This is a genomic window from Tenacibaculum sp. nBUS_03 (assembly GCF_051201695.1).
Lineage (GTDB): Bacteria > Bacteroidota > Bacteroidia > Flavobacteriales > Flavobacteriaceae > Polaribacter.
The window spans coordinates 2,055,467-2,075,084 of the sequence record NZ_CP179214.1 but is presented as its reverse complement, the minus strand read 5'-3'; the positions used below and the strand labels follow the sequence as shown (position 1 = coordinate 2,075,084).

The window sequence follows — 19,618 nt, the reverse complement described above, 5'->3', positions numbered from 1 at the left end:
TTAATATGCTTACTAATGAATTTAATGAAGATAATATGACATGTTGATAGATAGTGAGTTAGAGTAAAATAAGTCATGTTGAGATAATTCAGTATTTAAGCTTACATTAAAGTATTTTTTTAAAGGAAAATTTATTTTAGCTCTAAATCTAGTGAAACTTTTTGAATAGCTATCATAAAAATACATTGCATCCATAAGAATGAAAGTTTTGTCAATATCAGTGTTAAGCTGATATTGTACTCCTCCTCCTAAATATGATCTTTCTTTTACCATCCAATAAGGATTTCCATCAATATTGGCGCTACCAAATGAATGAGTTCCTTCTGAAGCAAATCTTATTATGTTTTTATTAAAGGTATAGAAAGGGTAATTTGCAGAAAGGGAAAGTGTAATATCTTTGTTATGATCAGTATAATAATTACTTTCAAGGTAAGTAGTGGCATTAATTTTATTTTTGAAATTTTTTTCAAAATAACAACTAAAGGTATTCATGTATAAGTATTTTTTTAATGCAATGTTATTTCTTACTGGAGAAGCTTTATAATTTAGTGATAATAGACTATTATCTTTATTATAGCTGGTTCCTACTTCAAGTGAAAAGAAGTATTTATTATTGTCTGTTTCTAGCCCAATTTTTGAGAAGTAGTTATGGGGCTTGTTAAATAAACTCGAATTTTTAAATTGATAACTTAAACCGAATAGGTTGCTGTTACCTGGCTGTTTGATTGAAACCTCATTTAACAATGAATGACTAAATGAAAAGCTATGAGTTTTATTGTCTTTAGTAATATGATTATAGGTGAAAATTTTATTAAACGTAACAATTTTATCTCTGTTGGTATTGATAACTGATTCTAATTTATAAGAATCATTATTCTCTAACATGAAAAAACGGCTAATGCTATCATTTATATTCTTATATAAGTACTGGTTATTATTTAGTAATTTCTTTTGTGTTTTTCTATTTTGATAAAGAAAAAATACATTTAATTTTTTTCTTATTTCTTCATAAAATTTATTTGATTTTGGGATGGACAAAGCTATTTGCCATGCATCCATAAATTTATTTCTCGCTAAATATAGGTTAATCATAGTTTTTTGAGCTAAAAACTTCTCTTCTTTAGATGAGTATTTATAGTTTCTAAAATACTCTTCAAGTTCTTTATACTTTTTAGCATCGAATAACCAATATAACTGAGTCTCAATAGGAACTGTCTTAGAAAAGGATGCCCACTGTAATGCTTTGTTAAGTTGATGATTTTCATAGAAGTACCAAGATAGTTCTTTTGCTATCGATTTATAATCTTTGTTCGTAGGAAGTCTATTTAGCATAGCAGGTTTAGCTTCATCTTCATTCCAAAGATAGGATGTTATATGAGCCATTTTATTTTCCTTAGAAGGTTGAATTTTAGCTATTTCATTTAGTTTTCTTCTTATTTGTGTTATGTTGTTATTATTGTTATAATTTTTAACATATTGCTTCAAAAGACCTAGTCTAAGTTTAGAGTTTTTAGCAGTTATGATTTGTCGTTCTAACCAAATTAGTTTACTTCGCTTTGTTGGATACCATATTGTTTTTGACATTTTATCAGCTAGCTTGGCAACTTCAAAGTTTTTATATTTATAATAATAAATTTCAAGATCCTGCCAAAACTGTTTTTCTAATTTAGCCCAAGAACAGTATTTAGCATATTCATTCCATAGCGATTGAGACACCTCTTTTCTATCAAATATCTTAGACCGTAAATCTTTTATTATTTTCTTCAAAGAACTGTTGTCGATTTCTTTATAACTAAGATAGTTTTCATATTCTAAATAGATGTTTTCCAGATTATAATTCTCAGAAGTACTATGTACAATTGGAACTGAAATGGAACCTTTCAATGTTTTTACATTTACTAAAAAACCATTTAGAATAGGGATTTTTGAAAAAGGAGTGTTGTTTTTATTTAAATATTTAAATAATTTCTTTGAATTTTCTTTAGTTATGTAAGTAAACCAATTTTGACTTTTTGTGCTTTCATTTAATTTGTCTACTTTATATAAGTATTTATTTGACGAATGTTTAAAATCACTTTTTCTTAATTTTGCAACTAAATCACCTCCAGAACGAACATCAGGAAAAGTTGAGAGAGGATAATTTTCTGCATGTTCTTTAATTAAATTTTCAAAACAATGATATAGCCCTGGAAGGTTTTTAGTATTAGTTTTTTTCCAATTTAACTCTTTTATATTCCTGTAACTAAATTCTCCCTTAGATTTAAGGTTACTTTTATCTGGAACTTGATATATATCATCGGGGTGGATAAAATGAGACCAAATACCTGTATATAAGTACATAGATTCTTTTAAATATTTTTTAAAGTTATTTAAATAAAATCCTGAGGTGTTTCTAGGGAAATCAAACATTTTATTGAGGTATGGCTCTGGGTTAAATTCTCGATCTCCACCTTTTACAAACTTACCAGTATATAAGCTACACATATATTTTATTGAAGGTAGCCCTTTGTTTAATGATAAGATTCCAAGTTTATCAATATAGTTTGAAGGAGGAATGTATGATGCTGGTAACCTATCATAATTGTTTATATCCCAATGTTTTTTCACAGTTTTGAATGCAATTTTTATGTTTTCAGCTTTCCAGTTCTTCTTAAGTAAGGAAACATGATTGTAACCATGTATACCAAGTTCATGGTCTTGTTTTAGAACATCAAGTGTTATTAAATGCGAAATAGGAATAAAATCTTCCCTGGAGGAATTCCATTGTTTGTATGAAAAAGGAGGTTCTACATTTTCAGTATAGTCAAAAATTATTGTTGTTGTATATTTAATCCCATATTTTTTGGCAAGGTGAAGCATATCCGGCCAAAACACATCCTTAACAAACTTTTGATTTGAAATGTTATATTCACTTAAAATAGGTTCTTTTATAAATGGATATACAGGACTAGGGAAATCATCTATAAAGATGGCGTTTAAATTTGCTATTGGATAAGGAATTCCCTCAATAGTTGAAAGTAAACATGGAAATAGCAAGCCTCTTTCGTATTTTGAAATTTCTAAAGTTGTGTTGAACACAATTACTTTACCTAAGCCTATATCGTTTTTTAAAATTACTGGGTAATTTTTTTCATTATCGGCAGAAAGAATAGTTTCTACGTTATCATTAAAACTTTTTTTATTTAAGCCGTAATGGAGCATCTCTTTGAATATAGTTAGTTTATTTAAGCCAGGAGTAAAATTATTTGTAATGAATATACCTTTAGCACTAGTATTATAGCTATGTAGAGAGGTGTTTTTTTTTAATCCAAGCAAGTAGTTTAGTCTAAAATCCTCAGGAAGTGTAGTTACAATTAAAGAGTCTCCTTTTGCAACAAAATCAATTAGTTTTTTAATTGTTTTTATGGATAATTTATCGGTTTTGTGTATGTATATAGTTTTTAAAGATGGTGGTAAATTAAAATGCTTTGAGTTGATGGATTTTGTTTTAATAATTTGAAAAGGTATTTTAGTATAATCACAAAGTTGTTTAACATGATTTAAAACATTCTCATTCTCATTTTCAGTTTGAAGAAATGCAACTATGGGGGTTTTGTTATTTAAAAAATAGCTACTTTTAGAAAAATAGTTGCTATCATCTGAATCAATTTTTTTACCATTTACGTTTGCACTTGAATAGAAGCCGTAAATAGAATAGAAAAACAAAATAATTACAAAACAAACTTTTGTTAATTGTTTAATTCTTTCTCTCATAATCGTTTATCATAGAACAACATATCATCAATATTGCTGCTGTTCTTTTTGTTAGTTATTTTATAGACTCTTAATTTATCAGTGTTTATATATAATTGGACCTCACGATCTCTTGACTTTAAGACATTAATGATATGTTCATTTTTTTTAAGTTGTTTTTTTGAAGTAAGAAATACTATTCTGCTTACATTTTTTTTGGCAGGAAGAGTTTCAAAGAGAAAAATTGAATTTGGAAGATTTCTATGGGGATTGTATTTAAAGAAGTCTTTACGGTTTTTGTTTTCATGATAAATGGAATCTCTAATTAGATATTCATTATTGAGTTCATTATAGTTGATGAAGAAATGGTTTTTCTTGCTAAACTCAACAGCTTTTTCATGGTTTATAATCGCATAACTGTATGGGAGATGATTTGTTATTATATTATCATAAGCTGACAAAATTTGTCTGTTTGTTTCATTTGTTATTTTTAAGTTTGATAAATCATCTTTTTGATAGTGAATTAAGTAGCTTGTTGAACATAAAATAATGCATAGAGCGAAATAGTTTACGTTCTTATAACTAATCCAATTTAGATTGTTAAAAAAAAATTCTACTATAAAAATCCCAAAAACTGTAGGAGTGAGAAAGGCAAAAATAAGTAAAGATAAATTTTCATCTATTAAATAGTATTTTGTATGATAAAAACCAGCAATAACTAGGTATATAGAGCATATTAATTTAGATATTATACTAATGTTATTTTTTAAAATATTCACAATAATTATTATTGTGCCTATAACTGAAGTGTATTTTATAATGTTTTCGTAAGGAAATTTTAAATTTTGAATTTTGTTAAAACTCGATATTTCAATGAAGCTATTTTTAAGAAAGAAATTAAGATTAAAATCACCGTGATTGAATAAACAGTATTGAAGTATAAGTGTAAAAAACATGACAAAAACCAAGAGCACTAAGGGAATTACTTTTAGTTTTTTCTTCTTTGTAGTATCGAAAATAAAAAAGAGTACACAAGCAGGTAAAATTACAATAAATAAAACAGAGTAATTTGTTAAGCTTAAGGACAAAATAGCTAGAAAAGTATAAATAAGGTTTTTTCTATAGGAGTAAAAATGTTGCTTTTTTGTTAGGGCGATTAAAACTGGCAAAAAAATGAATAAAGCGGTGAAAATTTTTCGGTGTTTAAAAGCTAAAGTAATATCAACAGGAGCTAGAGTGAATGCAGAGATAAAAATTAATGCGGATAATAAAGGAATCAAAATTTTATCTTTTGTACTCACTTTTCTTACAATCCAATAAATAAGGATAGAAAGAATAATGTTTTGCAATACACCGAATGTTTGTAAACTCATGCCTGAACTAACTTTAAAAAACAAACTAAAAATGCTTATTAATGCAAACTGTCCCTTTTCGATATATTCAACATTAAACCATTGTTGATCTAGTATTTCATTTATTTTTTGAAAGTGGTTAAACCAAAGCTCAGAAAATAAAAATAAATCGTTTGAATAGAAATATATTTTTACAATCATGGAAAAACAAATGATTAATATGATACTAATAAGATCATATATTTCATTTTTATTAATTTTTTTCTTTTTTAAAAAATCGGATATAATTTTTTGTTTGTTTTGTTTTTCTATAACATGAATAGCGTTGAGACTTAATTTTTCAAAAGAGTTCTTAAGTTTAAAATATATAACGCTTGGAGGATTAAAATTGTTTAAGTCATAAATTAAAAAAAAGAATAATAAAAATAAATAATTAAATAGATTGTATGCTTTAAAAAGTGTCAATAAAAACACAATAAGAATGCTAATTGATGAATATTTACTTACGTTAATAAGTAAAAAATCAGAGAAAATCAGCTCTTTTTTTTTGTTATATATTTTCTTTATAAAGTATAGTAAAACTAGTATTGTAACAAATTTTAATATAGCATAAAGAAAACTAGATTCATGTAGTTTCATTATTAGTTATTTAAACTTAGGCTTACTTTGTAAATCTATTTGTCCTATAAAAACATTCCATTTATATCTCCTTAATTTCCTTGCTATTTTTCTTTTGTCTTTAGTTTTATCAGTATATTCTATGATTATAAACGGTATGTTGTATTTCTTTTGAATGGCTTTTATTTGAAAAATTTTTTCTTTAGATTGTTGTTTCTCTCTAAAAAAATATTCTTTTGATTTAAAGTTATAGTTGGTTATTATTGATTCAATGGCAATAGAATTTATAAGGCTATTTGTTTTGTCAATTATTTCAAGACCTGCATTTTGCATTAGATAAATACTGGGGAATTTTTTCTTAATAAGTGTTAAGAAATCTAATAAGTCTTTTTGCTTATGTTTTTGTTTACCATATGTACAATAATTATCTATGTTGTCAAGAAATAGACCATCAAACCCTTTTTTTACAATTTTAGACGCTATATCTTTTAATAAAATTTTTTGTAATGATTTTTTACTTAAGTCCAAATAATAACTGTCCCATACTTCATTTTTACCTAGTAGTTTAAAGCTTTTTGCTTCATTGTAAAATGAGGTGTATTTATTAAACTCACCCAACGAAAGGTAGCATATTATATGTTTATTGTTTTTTTTTAAAACGCTAACTTCACTTATTGAATAATGACTTGCTTCTAAAATGACATAGTCATAGTTTATAATTTTATAAATGGGAACTTTACCATAACATAAAAATACGTTGCTTTGTTTTGATAAGTTTCTTGAAAAAAATAAGTTGATTAACAATAAAAAGCATTTAAATGGTAGCATAATAATCAATGTTTTTATAGATATCTATGTTTTGTTTAAAACTTAAAAAAGTAAATACTATAGATGCAATTAGCATCCCATAGACACTGTCTTCATAAGAGAATATTCGGCTAATAATAAATCCAGAAACTAGATTAACAAAACAAGCAAAAGCAAGTATTTTAAGTGCTTGTTTTTGTTTGCCTAGTGATAATAAATAAGATGAATTAAGCATTGCTAAACACAAGAATAAATACCCTATGACACCTATGTTTGTAATTTTTATATTTATGCTTTTAAGAGGTTCTGCAAAAAAATAATTGTAACCCCAACTACCATAAAAAATGTATAGAATAATTGTATAGATAGGAATTGATGAAATTAGAATTAAAACTGTATTTTTAATATATAGAGCCAAAACTTTTTTCTTATACTCTCTTATATTAATTAATGTGGTTTTATATTTTTCAGTATTAATCAAGTTAAATAGTGAAGTGTTACCTTGTTCTAAGGTTCCAGCTAATAGAAGAAAAAAAACTATTGATATATCCATTCCTATTTCATAATCTTTTTCATAGTATATGGGCATAAAAAAGTTTCCGATTTTATAACTTGACCAAGCAATAATACGATCAATAAAAAAGAAGGTATTAATTAATATACCGTATAAGAAAGGATACATATTTTTATAAAATATAGCTCCCCTTTGAAACTGTATTTCAGATGATTTACTAATTTTTCTTTTTTTTTTGAAAAAGAAAAAAAGAAAAATTAGTACTGTAGATATAGCTATGAATAATCCTAAAAAATGAAGAGTGTAAATATTAATATTTCGATTACTTATCAATGGTAAACAAACAACTGTAGCCATAAGAGTGGCAAGTAAAATAATTTTTTTGTGTTGAATAACATGTAGTGGAGCAAAGACTAAAAATAGAAGTCCTACCCAGAAAGCGTATGATGCTATTAGAAGAACTGTTTTAATCGTAAAAAGAGGAAATATTAAATTTAAAATAATGAGAAATGAAAGTCCTGATATAATAAAAAGTGCTCCCCTTTTTAAAAGTGAAAATGTTATTTGTTCAACTAGTTTGTAATCTTCTAAAAAGAAGTGTTTAGACACTTGATTGCCTATAACTTGAATGTAACCTCCGCCAAGTATCATTCCAATGATAATTCCTAATACTACTACGGTAGATTGTACATGGTTAAATCCTGTATATATATATATTGAAAATCCATAAATAATAATTGAAGTTAATTGAATAACAAAAGCTAACAAGTAAGAACTACTATATAAATATTGTTTAAAAAATAAATAAGCACTTAGAATTATTTTTTTTGGATTATTATTTGAAATGGATTTTTTATCAAGTTTATTTTGAGTTAAGGGGTCAACGTTCAGTGTTAGTTTTTTAAAAATATAGTTTGCTAAACCCCAAGAGTCTTCGTGTCCAAAATCATCGGGAACATTTTCGCTTTTTATCCCTAAAGATTCTAGTGTCGCAACAATGGCATCAACAGAAACAGGTGATCCCATTTTGTTTTCAATTGTGTCAAGTAATATTTTATTACTTTTCTCGAAATTATTTATCATTGTTTAACTAAAGGTTGTTCTTTTTTTTCTATTGGCATCAAATCACTATAAGTTTCTTCATATGATTGAATGATTTTTTTTAATGTAAAATGTTTAAGAACTCTTTTTCGTGATTCTATTCCCATTTGTTTTCTAGCCTCTTCATTTTTTAATAAGTAAATAACTTTTTCTCCCAGGGCTTTATAATCTTTAGGTTTACATACAAAGCCTGTTTTTTCAGTAATTGCTTCAGCAACACCGCCTACATCAGTCGCAACTACAGGAACTCCGCAACTCATAGATTCAATAACTGTATAGGGAAACCCTTCAGAGATAGATGTTAAAATTGATATGTCACCTTCTAAAAAAGCTTTATTAGGTTGACTGTGATGACCAGCAAGAACGAAATTATCCGTTATTTTTAATTCATCTATTAGTTTTTCACATTCATTCACATATTCAATATCAGCTTTTTTATCACCATAAACAATGAACTTTACATTTGGTATTTCGTTTTTAACATGATTACAAGTTTTTATCATTGTAATTACATCTTTTAAAGCAAATATTCTAGCAATTGCAACAACAGTAGGGGTATTAATTAAATGTTTTGGTTTTTCTCCAGTTCCAAACCTGTTTTCATCAACTCCATTATAAATAACCTTAGATTTAATTTTGCTTAAACCATAATGAAATTCCCATCTAGTATTAAATTTATTTACGGATGTGACTAAATCGGATCTGGTGTAGGCTAGTCTACTTAAAGACTCTGAGCATTTTATAATTAACTTTTTAACAAAAAAAGATAAAGATGAGCTACTGATGTTGATCATGTTTTCTCTTATAAACACACCATGTTCTGTAGCTATAATATTTGCATTATATTGTTTTTTAGCAATTAAAGCGGGTAAAATAGGTAAACCGGCAAGAGTAATATGAACAATATCAACAGGAGGAATTGGAACAGCCAACGTGATTAAAATTTTATTTACGTATTGAAGGGAAAAAGAAACATCATTTAATATTATGTTACTATCATTAGTACCATAATGTTCTTCAATAATTTTTTTAAACTCGTTCCAGATATTTATGTTTTTTAAGGTAATATCAAAGTCAAAATTTTGAAAATAATTCCATAAATCATAAACACTTTGCTCAAATGTATCTAAATTACAAGTGTTGCCAAGTAAATTAGAAACAAAAGCATTGAAAGGGGGTAAGAAATAATACTTGATATTAAAATCAGTTGTTTTTTTCTTCTTGTAAACAATATCTTTATAGGAAAAACCATAGTCCATAATATCAAATAAAGAATAAGGAGCCCATAACGGGACTTGGATAATACCCTTTACGTTATTATGAATGTCATATTTAGGTTTTTTTTCGTAATACGCGTTAAATGAGTATATTAAGTAATCTATATTCTTTGTTAGGTTGCATAAAGTATGAGACCAACTTGAAACTCCACCATAATTGAAAGGATAAGTACCTTCAGTTATAAGTAAAACTCTTTTATTTACAATCCCTCCCTTTGTTTTGTTTAAAAACATACAAAATTTTAACTTTAAAATAATATGTGGGGGGGGCGACAAAAGTACATCTTTTTTTAAACTAAAGAGTTAAGGGTAATCACCTAAATAAAACTAAGCGTTTCACTTAAATATCTACTTGTTTTCCATTAGTTTGTTTTTTGTATCTTATTTATTGTTTGTTGATACATAGCTTTGTTTATTATTGGCTATGAATGGTTTTCTTTTTTTTCGAGGAGGATGGTGTAAATCATCATTTATGATAGTAAAATGTGATTTATTAATTTTATTCTTTTGTAATTCAATTGTTCTCTAGTGTTATATTTATTTTTAAGTATGTGAGTCAGAATTTTATATTTACACTATATTTATTAAATATTAAATTAATTAGAAATAATGAGTCTCATAAAAAAGATATTAAAGATAGTTGTGGTTCTGATCATTTTACTTTTTGTAGGAGTATGGTTGTTTGTAAGAGCTTTAAAGCCTGTTTATGATGGGGAAATAGAGTTGTCTAATATAGCAGGAAAAGTAACAGTATATTATGATGAAGTAGGTGTGCCACATATTAATGCTGAAAACGAAGAAGATGCATATAGAGCTTTAGGATATGTGCATGCTCAAGATAGACTTTGGCAAATGGAGTTGGTAAGAAGGATAGCTGCGGGTAGATTGTCTGAAATTTTTGGAAAAGAATTGGTACGAGTTGATACGTTTTTTTCTGGTTTAGGAATTGAAGAGGCAACAGAAAAAACAATAGACAAATTAGATAAAAATTCACAGTCATACCAGTTGGCCCAATCTTATTTAGATGGAATAAACCAATTTATGGAAGAAGGTGCTACGCCTTTAGAGTTTTATATGCTAGGAGTGGAGAAGGAGAAGTATACATTAACCGATATTTATAATGTGTATGGGTACATGGCTTTTAGTTTTGCAGTTGCTCATAAAACAGTATCTTTTTTAACTGAGGTGAAAGAAAAGTTAGGGCTTGCTTATTTTAAGGAGCTTAATGGGGCTACATTTGATAATTTAACAGTAATTAAAAATGGGACAAAACCTGAATTGAAAGCTACGTTCGCAAAGGCTATTAACACTTTGTTAGAAAAGCTACCGGTGTCTCCATTTATAGGAAGTAATTCATGGGTAATCGGAGCTGATAAAACTAAGAATGGAAAAGTAATTTTTGCAAACGACCCGCATATTGCATTTTCCCAACCTTCTGTATGGTATCAATCACACATTAAAACCCCTAGTTATGAAATGTATGGTTTTAATTTAGCGCTAACTCCATTTCCTTTATTAGGGCATAATAAAAATTATGCTTACGGATTAACTATGTTTGAAAACGATGATATTGATTTTTACTATGAACAAAATAATCCTGATAATGCCTTAGAGTATAAAACACCTGTAGGTTATAAAAAATATAAGCTGATTAACAAAAAGATAAAGGTTAAAGGAGACAAAGATACAACGTATCAAGTGAAAGTTAGTAAGCATGGTCCAATTATGAATGGGTTAATTGAGTTTTTAGATGATAGTCGTCCTATTGCAATGCAGTGGATTTATACGAAATTAAATAATGAACTGTTAGACCTTTCTTATAAGATGTCTCATGCTAATTCTTTATCTGATTTTAAGAAAGGAGCCAGAAAGTTACATGCACCTGGATTAAATATTATGTATGGTGATGCAAAAAATAATATAGCATGGTTTGCATCAGGAAAGTTATATAAATATAGAGATAGTTTAAATACTAAATTAATTTTAGATGGCGCCTCTGGAAAAGATGAGATATTGAGTTACTTAGACTTTGAAGAAAACCCGCAATCTATAAATCCTAAAAATAATTATGTATATTCAGCAAATAATCAACCAGATTCTATTGCAGGAATGTTGTACCCAGGATATTATTTACCTGAGAATAGAGCTAGAAGAATAGAGAATTTATTAGATGCTAAAAATGATTTTACCAAAAAAGATGTAGCTAAAATGATTTATGATGTTACTTCAGTAACGGCTCCTGAAATTATTAGTCATTTGATAAAAAGTATCGATAAATCAAAATTCTCACCTAGTGAAAAGAAGGCTTTACAAATTTTAAAAACGTGGAATGGTTTGTTTGCAAAAGAGAGTGTAGCTCCTGTTGTTTATAATCGTGTATGGTATGAGTTTGTTAAAAATACTTTTAAGGATGAAATGGGAGTTGCTTTAGAGCAATTTGTAAGCACACCTCTTGAAGAAAAAGTGGTAGCAAGTCTAGTAAAAAGGGAAAAATCTGTTTGGTGGGATGATGTTACCACAAAAGATAAGAAAGAAACAAAGCAAGAAATAGTTACCAAATCTTTTAAAAATGCGATATTATTTTTACAGGGACAATTAGGAGAAAATGTTTACGATTGGAGGTGGGAAAGAGTAGCTTCAGTTGAGTATGAACATGCTATAGGTAAAGCAGGAGGTCTGTTACGTAAGTTGTTTAATGTTGGACCGTTTGAAACTGTTGGTGGTGATCAAGTGATTAATAATCAGATTTATAAGATTGATAGTACTGGGTATTATAAAATAACTGCAGGTCCTTCTACTAGAAGAGTTATTGATTTTTCAGATGTTGAAAATAGCATAGCTATAGTACCAACAGGACAATCAGGTAATGTATTTAGTACTTATTATAAAGATCAGACCCAGAGATATTTAGATGGTGAATTTGTGAAAATGAAACTGAATGAAAAAGAGATAAAAAAAACAGAAAATATATTGATTTTCTTGCCTAAAAATTAGTAAAAATTAAGGTTGGATTTTTTTCCAACCTTAATTTTAAATTTCTTTGTATACTTCTTCAAAAGGTATCCTAAAACGTTCTCCATAAATTCCTTCGGGCTTTCTAATTCCGCAAGAAACTATCATGTTAATTTCTGCGCTTGCAGGTAGTCCTAAAATACGTTTTACACGCCATGTATCTGATCCTTCCATAGGACATGTGTCATAACCTTCAGAGGCCATGGAAAGCATGAATGTTTGTGCTGCTAAGCCACAGGTTTTATGAGCAACAATGCGCATATCGCTATTTTTAACTTCACGATATATAGGTTTAAATAGCCCAGTGATTAAGGTGATTAAATATTTGAATATTCCTAAGATTCCAAAGAAATCGAAATATACAAATGGAATAAGTTTTCCATAGTAATTCCTTGCTACTTTCTCTCTACTACTTTGTTTTGATTTTGGGGTGTTTTTCCCAAAGGATTTGTCCATAAATGCTAGATTGGCTTTAGCGCGTTTTCGCCATAAATCTTTTCGAACAACAAAAACGACTAGTTGTTGAGCTGTTCTAGCTGCATTCTGATTAAAACATAAAGGTGCTATTTGTGAAATAACGTTTTTAGAGGTAATATGATAAAATTCCCATAGTTGCATATTGCTGCTAGTAGGGGCCAGGCTAGCTTGCTGGATACATTTTTTTACAATTGAAGAGTCAATTGTTTTGTTCTCATCATATACTCTTACTGAACGGCGATAATTAATAGCTTCAGATACTGTTTTTTGTGGTGTCATAATTGGGTTATCCAAGTTTCATTAAAGTTTTAAGTTGTTTTAGTTTTCCTTTGTATGGAGCATATCTAGTAGGGATATCTAGCCAAGTACCTCTTGTAACTATTCCTTTTTTATGAGAAAAAGTATCAAAAGTTTGTTTTCCATGGTAGCCTCCAATTCCGCTTTCACCAACTCCTCCAAAAGGTAATCTGTTGTTGGCAAAATGTACAGTTGTGTCATTTATAGTTCCTCCTCCAAATGAATAACGCTTTATAATTTTTTTAGCAAAAGAACTTCGGTTAGTAAATACATATAGTGCTAAGGGTTTATCATATTTAGAGGTTATTTGTTCAATGTCGTGTTCGTTCTCATAAGAAATAACTGGAAAAATAGGTCCGAAAATTTCTCCTTTCATAACCTCGCTATCTAAACTAGGTTCATTTAATAAAGTAGGTGATATATAGTTGCTATTCTTATCTGTTTGCCCGCCGATTAATACTTTTTCATTAGTTAACATTTTGACTAAACGGTCAAAGTTTTTTGTATTTACAATACGTGGGTAATCTGGAGATTCGTTAGGGTTTTTACCATAAGCTTTTGAGATTTCTTCTCTAAAATAATCAACAAAACTTTCTTTAACAGTTTTATGAATTAATAAGTAATCAGGAGCAATACAGGTTTGTCCTCCGTTAATAAATTTACCCCAAACAATTCGTTTAGCGGCTAATTTAATATTAGCAGTATTGTCTACAATACATGGACTTTTACCTCCTAATTCTAGTGTTACAGGAGTTAAATGTTCAGCAGCAGCTTTAGCAACAATTTTACCAACAGGGACACTACCGGTAAAAAAGATATAATCCCAACGTTGAGCTAGTAATTCCTGAGCAACAGTAACGCCACCTTCAATAACAGCAACATGGTTGGGGGCAAAAACTGTTTCAATAATTTGTTTTATTATTTTGCTAGTATTAGGTGTAAGCTCTGAGGGTTTAACTACAATTGTGTTTCCAGCGGCTATAGCTCCAATTAATGGAGAAAATGCTAATTGATATGGGTAATTCCAAGGAGCAATAATTAAAACTGTTCCATAGGGTTCTTTGTATATCTTAGCAGAAGAAGGAAAGTTTAAAATTGATGGTAAAACTCGTTTAGGTTTGCTCCAAGAACGAATGTTTTTAATGGTCATCTTTAATTCAGAAATCACAATAGATGTTTCTGTCATTACTGCTTCATATTCAGGTTTTTTAAAATCATCATATAATGCTTTAATAATTTCACTTTCTCTTTTAATTAATTCTTTTAATAAGCGGTTTAAGGTGTTTTTTCTGTAGTTAATATTTTTAGTTTCTTGATTTGCAAAGAATTTTCTCTGATGCTGAATAAGTTTAGGGATGTTCATTTTTGGTTAGAGTTCTTCTAGTTTTTTATTCATTAATTTGAACCACAATGGAGGAAATAGGGCTAGTAACATCATTCCAGGGTAGCCAGTTGGCATTTGTGGGCTTTCAGGTAACGATTTTAATAGTTGATAATGTTTGCTTCCGTTATAATGATGATCAGAATGTCGAGATAAGTTAAATAACATTGATTTTCCAATTATATGATCAGAGTTCCATGAATGTGTTATTTTAACACGTTCATATCTCCCCCTTTTGTTTTTCTTACGTACTAGTCCATAATGTTCAATGTAGTTTACAGTTTCAAGTAATAAAATTCCTATAATTGCTGTACTTAAAAAGGTAAGAAGCATTTTTAATCCTAAAAAAAAGAATAAGCTACCTAATAAAACAATATTACAAAAAGTATAGATTAACATTCTGTTTTGATAGTGAAACCAGCTTTTTTCACAATTTTTTAATCGTAGGTTTTCTGTTTTCCAAGCTTGATAATAGCTTTGAAAATGAGAGCGAAACCAAAACAGATAAATTATTTCGTTTTTTCTTGCAGTAGCTGCATCTTTTGGGGTTGCCACGTTAAAGTGATGGCCAGCATTATGGTAAGGTAAAAAGTGAGTGTTTAAAGAGGTTAGTAATAAAATTTCTCCTAATAATTCATCAAATCTATTGTTGCGATGACCAAGTTCATGGCCAACATTAATACCTATAACTCCACACATCAAGCCCATTGAGAAAACTCTACCAATAGTATCTGTAAGTGTAAGGTTAGGTTCTTGCATAATAACGAAGAACCATCCTAAAAATAATAACTGTAAAGGGACGGTGAAGTATAAGATACCAGTATATAACTTATTTTCTTTTTCTATGGCTTCTTGATCTTTTGTTAGGTTTCTTTTATCCGGAGAAAAAAAAAGCTCTAAAAAGGGGACAAGCCCGAAAAATGTAATTATAGGTAAAAAAGTTAATAAGCCATTTTGCGTAAAAGAAATATATACTGTTAGTGGTAAAACTAAAATAGATAAATACTTAAAGGCTTTCATTGTTTAAATTTGTATAAATATACAAATTACAGGCAAGCATCCCAAATTGAATCTGAAGGTGTGGGTGCTACAATTTTGATCAAATCGTTATTTACAGGATGGGTAAATTCAATTTTTCGTGCATGTAAATGAATGCTCCCATCTTTATTGCTTCTGTTAAAACCGTATTTTAAATCTCCTTTTATAGGACTTCCAATGTTTGAAAGTTGGACCCTAATTTGATGGTGTCTACCAGTTTCTAAATCAATTTCTAATAAAGAGTAATTGTCTAAACGCTTAATAGTCTTGTAATGTAGTATGGCTTTTTTACTTTCCTTAATTTCTTTATCGTAAGCTAAAGATTTATTGTTTTTAGGGTTTTTTTTAAGGTAATTAATTAAAGTGTTGCGTTCTTTTTGGGGCTGTTGTTTTACAACCGCCCAATATGTTTTTCTTATTGTTTTATCACGTAACATTTTATTTAGTCTTTCTAAAGCTTTCGAAGTACGAGCATAAACAATTACACCAGAAGTTGGTCTGTCCAAACGGTGTACCGTCCCTAAAAAAACATTGCCAGGTTTGTTGTATTTCTTTTTAATATATTCTTTAACAACATCACTTAAGGGTTTATCACCAGTTTTATCACCTTGAGTAATGTCTCCAGAGCGTTTATTAACAATTATTAAATGATTGTCTTCGTGTAAAACTTGAAGGCTTTCTTTAGTTGAATGCATTTTATTAATTGAGGTAGTTACGGGTTATTTAAAATCCTCAGCTACATCTTGGTTTACTTGTTCAATAAAACTTAAAAACTCATCACGTCCAAGTCCTGTAGAAGATGATGTTATGAAAGAAGTGGGAAGTGTTTCCCAAGTATTTAAAAGTTTCTTTTTGTAAGAAGTGATTTGCTTGTTTAATTTTGAGCTTCCTAACTTGTCTGCTTTTGTAAAAACAATACAAAAAGGAATTTGATTTTTACCAAGGAACTGCATAAACTCTAAGTCTATTTTTTGCGGATCATGACGACTATCAATCAAAACAAAGGTGCAAACCAATTGTTCTCTTTCTTTAAAATAATTTTCAATAAAATATTGAAAAATCGTTCTTTTCTTTTTAGAGACTTTTGCATAACCATACCCAGGTAAATCTACTAAAAACCATTCACCATTAATCTTGAAGTGATTAATAAGTTGAGTTTTTCCAGGTTTCCCCGATATTTTAGCTAAATCTTTACGCTCCATTAACATATTAATTAATGAAGATTTTCCAACATTAGAACGACCAATGAAAGCATATTCGGGAAGCCGATCTTTCGGGGCCTTGGTAACATTAGAGTTACTCATTATAAAATCAGCAGATTTGATTTTCATGTAAAAAGATAGCTTATTATATATTTCGTTTGGTTAACCATTCTTCTAAAAGACGATTAAATTCTTCGGGAGTTTCCATCATCGCGGCATGCCCACATTTATCAATCCAATATAAATCGGAGTTGGGTAATAATTTATGAAAGTCTTCAGCAACCTCAGGAGGTGTTACTGTGTCTTGTTTTCCCCAAATTAAACATGTAGGTTGGTTCATGTTGGGTAAATCATTAGCCATGTTATGTCTTACTGCACTTTTAGCAATAGCTAATGTTCTTATTAAAGTGTTTCTATCATTGATAACTTCATAAACTTGATCAACAAGCTCATCTGTGGCAATTTCAGGGTTGTAAAAAACATTACGGGTTTTGTTTCGAACAAATTCTTTGTCTCCTCGTCTAGGGTAATTGTTTCCCATTGAATTTTCGTATAAACCAGAACTACCAGTTAGCACTAGAGCTGCAATGTTTTTTGGGTAGTGTTTAATATAGTATAAAGCAATGTGTCCTCCTAATGAATTGCCTAATAAAACAACATCTTTTAAGTTCTTAAATTCAATAAACTCATGTAAAAAATTAGCTAAATTTTTAACATTTGTTTTTAGTAAGGGGAGAGAGTATAAAGGGAGTTCAGGCATAATAACCTTATATCCTTTTTTTGATAAATAGCTAAAAGTTGCGTCAAAATTACTCAATGCTCCCATGAGCCCGTGTAAAACAATGATTGGTGTTCCTTCTCCAGCTTCTGCGTATGTAAATTTGCCTTCTTTTTTTAAAAATTCAGTCATAAAAAAGTTTGATTTGACTTATCGACAAATGTAGTTTTTTTTTACCACATTTTCATTTTTATTATTTTCAATAGGATGGTTAGTGTAAATGTGTTTGTTATCAGTGTTTTAAGTGTTGTGGTAAAACTTATCAACAAAGTGGGTTAATGTGGTAAAAAGTGGTGTTTTTTTTGTATTTTTGATGCAAACTATCAATTTATTAAGTGGTAAACCTAATTGGGACATATGAGTGTAAGATGGACGCTAAAGGGCGGTTGATGATTTCGTCTGCTTTTAAAAAGCAATTGTCTTCGGTGTTGCAAGATGGTTTTGTGGTTAAACGATCTGTTTTTCAGTCGTGTTTGGAGTTGTATCCTTTGGAGGAGTGGAATTTGGTGATGAGTAAAGTGAATAAGTTGAATCGGTTTGTTAAGAAAAATAATGATTTCATAAGGAGGTTTACTGCAGGGGTAAAGATAGTGGAGGTTGATGCTTCTGGAAGAATTTTAATCCCGAAAGATTTGTGTCAGTTTGCAGGTTTGAGTAAAGAGCTCGTATTGTCTTCTGCTGTTAATATTATTGAGATTTGGGATAAAGGGGAGTACGAGAAAGTAATTGATGAAGCTGTTGTTGATTTTGCTGATTTGGCAGAAGAGGTGATGGGAAATACAGAGATAGATGAATTATCATAGTCCAGTGTTGTTAAAGGAAAGTGTTGATGCGCTTGGTATAAAAGAAGATGGGGTGTATGTAGATGTGACTTTTGGTGGAGGTGGTCACTCTCGTGAAATTTTAAGTCGTTTAGGGGAGAAAGGTCGGTTGTTTGCTTTTGATCAAGATCCAGATGCGCATGCTAATAAGATTGAGGATGATCGATTTGTGTTGATAGGAGAGAATTTTAGGTTTATATCAAGGTTTTTGAGATTTTATGGAGTTAGAAAGGTTGATGGTGTGTTGGCTGATTTAGGGGTGTCTTCTCATCAGTTTGATGCTGCAGAAAGAGGTTTTTCAACAAGATTTGATGCTGATTTAGATATGAGGATGGATCAAAAATCAAAGCTTTCGGCGAAAAAAATAATTAATAAATACGGTGAAAAAGAGCTGGCAGATGTGTTGTTTTTGTATGGGGAGCTTAGGAATGCAAAAACTCTGGCGAAGACAATTGTTGATGCAAGGGGTGAAGAAGAGATAAGAACTAGCTTTCAGTTAAAGGAGGTTTTGGAGAGGTTTCTGCCAAAAGCAAAAGAACATAAAATTTTAGCTCAAATTTTTCAAGCTATTCGTATTGAGGTGAATCAGGAGTTGGAAGTATTGAAAGAATTTTTGCAGCAAATGCCTCAGTTGTTGAATGAGGAGGGGAGATTAAGTGTTATAGCTTATCATTCATTAGAAGATAGGTTGGTGAAGCGCTTTATTAGAACAGGTTTGTTTAGTGGAGAGCCTGAGAAAGATTTTTTTGGGAATATTAGTGTTCCTCTTAAAAAAGTTGGGAAGATGATTGTTCCTTCAAGAGAGGAGATAAAAAAGAATAACAGGGCTAGGAGCGCTAAGTTAAGAATAGCAACGCTAAAATAGTTTTTATGTCTAGGGTTAGGAGTAGTATTTATGATGTTTTAAGAGGTAGTTTTCTTACTGATGAAAGTGCTTTTAAGAATTGGAGAATACTTGTTTTTATTGTAGCGCTGTTGCTTATTATGATCTCAAGTGCCCATAGTGCAGATGCGAAAGTGGTGAAGATAGCAGAGTTAAATAGGGAGAAGAGACGGTTAAGGGCAGAAAATGTTGATACGAGTACTATTTTAATGCGGATGAAGTTAGAAAGTAGTATTCGAAAAAAGGTGAAAGGAAAAAAACTTAAGCCGGCAAAAACTCCCCCAAAAAAAATTAAAGTAACCTTAAAAAAAGAATAAATAATAATGGT

At 29.4% G+C, this 19,618-nt stretch carries 15 protein-coding genes; 4 read left to right on the top strand and 11 right to left on the bottom strand.

The annotated features are described in order from the left end of the window. Positions 1–21: 21 nt before the first annotated feature. From ACMFBB_RS09680 to pelF, 5 genes are all read right to left on the bottom strand, one after another. Positions 22–3,753 carry a DUF2194 domain-containing protein gene (locus ACMFBB_RS09680; RefSeq protein ID WP_435264184.1) on the bottom strand — a complete coding sequence of 1,244 codons (3,732 nt, stop codon included), beginning with the start codon at positions 3,751–3,753 and terminating at the stop codon, positions 22–24. Continuing rightward, on the bottom strand, positions 3,750–5,285 hold the full coding sequence (locus ACMFBB_RS09675; protein ID WP_435264183.1) for a hypothetical protein: 1,536 nt from the start codon (positions 5,283–5,285) through the stop codon (positions 3,750–3,752). The genes ACMFBB_RS09680 and ACMFBB_RS09675 overlap by 4 nt, the downstream gene beginning before the upstream one ends. 444 nt (positions 5,286–5,729) lie before the next feature. After that, positions 5,730–6,530 carry an endo alpha-1,4 polygalactosaminidase gene (locus ACMFBB_RS09670; protein WP_435264182.1) on the bottom strand — a complete coding sequence of 267 codons (801 nt, stop codon included), beginning with the start codon at positions 6,528–6,530 and terminating at the stop codon, positions 5,730–5,732. Continuing rightward, complete coding sequence (locus ACMFBB_RS09665) at positions 6,517–8,106, bottom strand: hypothetical protein (protein WP_435264181.1); 1,590 nt, start codon at positions 8,104–8,106, stop codon at positions 6,517–6,519. The genes ACMFBB_RS09670 and ACMFBB_RS09665 overlap by 14 nt, the downstream gene beginning before the upstream one ends. Next, entirely contained in the window at positions 8,103–9,635 is a 1,533-nt protein-coding gene (gene pelF / locus ACMFBB_RS09660) for a GT4 family glycosyltransferase PelF (RefSeq protein ID WP_435264180.1), read from the bottom strand. Before pelF ends, ACMFBB_RS09665 begins: the two co-directional genes overlap by 4 nt. A 375-nt stretch (positions 9,636–10,010) precedes the next feature. Between pelF and ACMFBB_RS09655 the strand changes: the two genes are divergently transcribed. Continuing rightward, a complete protein-coding gene (locus ACMFBB_RS09655) occupies positions 10,011–12,395 on the top strand; it encodes a penicillin acylase family protein (RefSeq protein ID WP_435264179.1) in 2,385 nt (794 codons plus the stop codon). A 36-nt stretch (positions 12,396–12,431) separates the two neighbouring features. On the opposite strand, the gene ACMFBB_RS09650 is transcribed toward ACMFBB_RS09655, so the two are convergent. The 6 genes from ACMFBB_RS09650 to ACMFBB_RS09625 are packed head-to-tail and all read right to left on the bottom strand — an operon-like array spanning position 12,432 to position 17,718. Continuing rightward, positions 12,432–13,169 (bottom strand): nitroreductase family protein, encoded by a 738-nt coding sequence (locus ACMFBB_RS09650; protein WP_435264291.1) that lies wholly within the window; start codon positions 13,167–13,169, stop codon positions 12,432–12,434. 7 nt (positions 13,170–13,176) lie between these two features. Continuing rightward, positions 13,177–14,550: an aldehyde dehydrogenase gene (locus tag ACMFBB_RS09645; RefSeq protein WP_435264178.1), complete on the bottom strand. Its 1,374-nt coding sequence runs from the start codon at positions 14,548–14,550 to the stop codon at positions 13,177–13,179. A 6-nt stretch (positions 14,551–14,556) separates the two neighbouring features. Then, the gene (locus ACMFBB_RS09640) at positions 14,557–15,588 is read right to left on the bottom strand and encodes an alkane 1-monooxygenase (protein ID WP_435264177.1); all 1,032 of its coding nucleotides are present in this window, start codon (positions 15,586–15,588) and stop codon (positions 14,557–14,559) included. Positions 15,589–15,614: 26 nt separating this feature from the next. Further along, entirely contained in the window at positions 15,615–16,301 is a 687-nt protein-coding gene (locus ACMFBB_RS09635; RefSeq protein ID WP_435264176.1) for an RluA family pseudouridine synthase, read from the bottom strand. 24 nt (positions 16,302–16,325) lie between these two features. After that, positions 16,326–16,937 (bottom strand): ribosome biogenesis GTP-binding protein YihA/YsxC, encoded by a 612-nt coding sequence (yihA, locus tag ACMFBB_RS09630; RefSeq protein ID WP_435264175.1) that lies wholly within the window; start codon positions 16,935–16,937, stop codon positions 16,326–16,328. Positions 16,938–16,953: 16 nt separating this feature from the next. After that, on the bottom strand, positions 16,954–17,718 hold the full coding sequence (locus ACMFBB_RS09625) for an alpha/beta fold hydrolase (protein WP_435264174.1): 765 nt from the start codon (positions 17,716–17,718) through the stop codon (positions 16,954–16,956). A gap of 203 nt (positions 17,719–17,921) precedes the next feature. On the opposite strand from ACMFBB_RS09625, the gene mraZ reads away from it, so the two are divergent. The 3 genes from mraZ to ACMFBB_RS09610 are packed head-to-tail and all read left to right on the top strand — an operon-like array spanning position 17,922 to position 19,607. Then, complete coding sequence (gene mraZ / locus ACMFBB_RS09620; RefSeq protein WP_435264173.1) at positions 17,922–18,389, top strand: division/cell wall cluster transcriptional repressor MraZ; 468 nt, start codon at positions 17,922–17,924, stop codon at positions 18,387–18,389. After that, positions 18,376–19,272 carry a 16S rRNA (cytosine(1402)-N(4))-methyltransferase RsmH gene (gene rsmH / locus ACMFBB_RS09615; RefSeq protein WP_435264172.1) on the top strand — a complete coding sequence of 299 codons (897 nt, stop codon included), beginning with the start codon at positions 18,376–18,378 and terminating at the stop codon, positions 19,270–19,272. Before mraZ ends, rsmH begins: the two co-directional genes overlap by 14 nt. Before the next feature lie 5 nt (positions 19,273–19,277). Continuing rightward, positions 19,278–19,607 (top strand): FtsL-like putative cell division protein, encoded by a 330-nt coding sequence (locus ACMFBB_RS09610; protein WP_435264171.1) that lies wholly within the window; start codon positions 19,278–19,280, stop codon positions 19,605–19,607. The last annotated feature ends 11 nt before the right edge of the window (positions 19,608–19,618 follow it).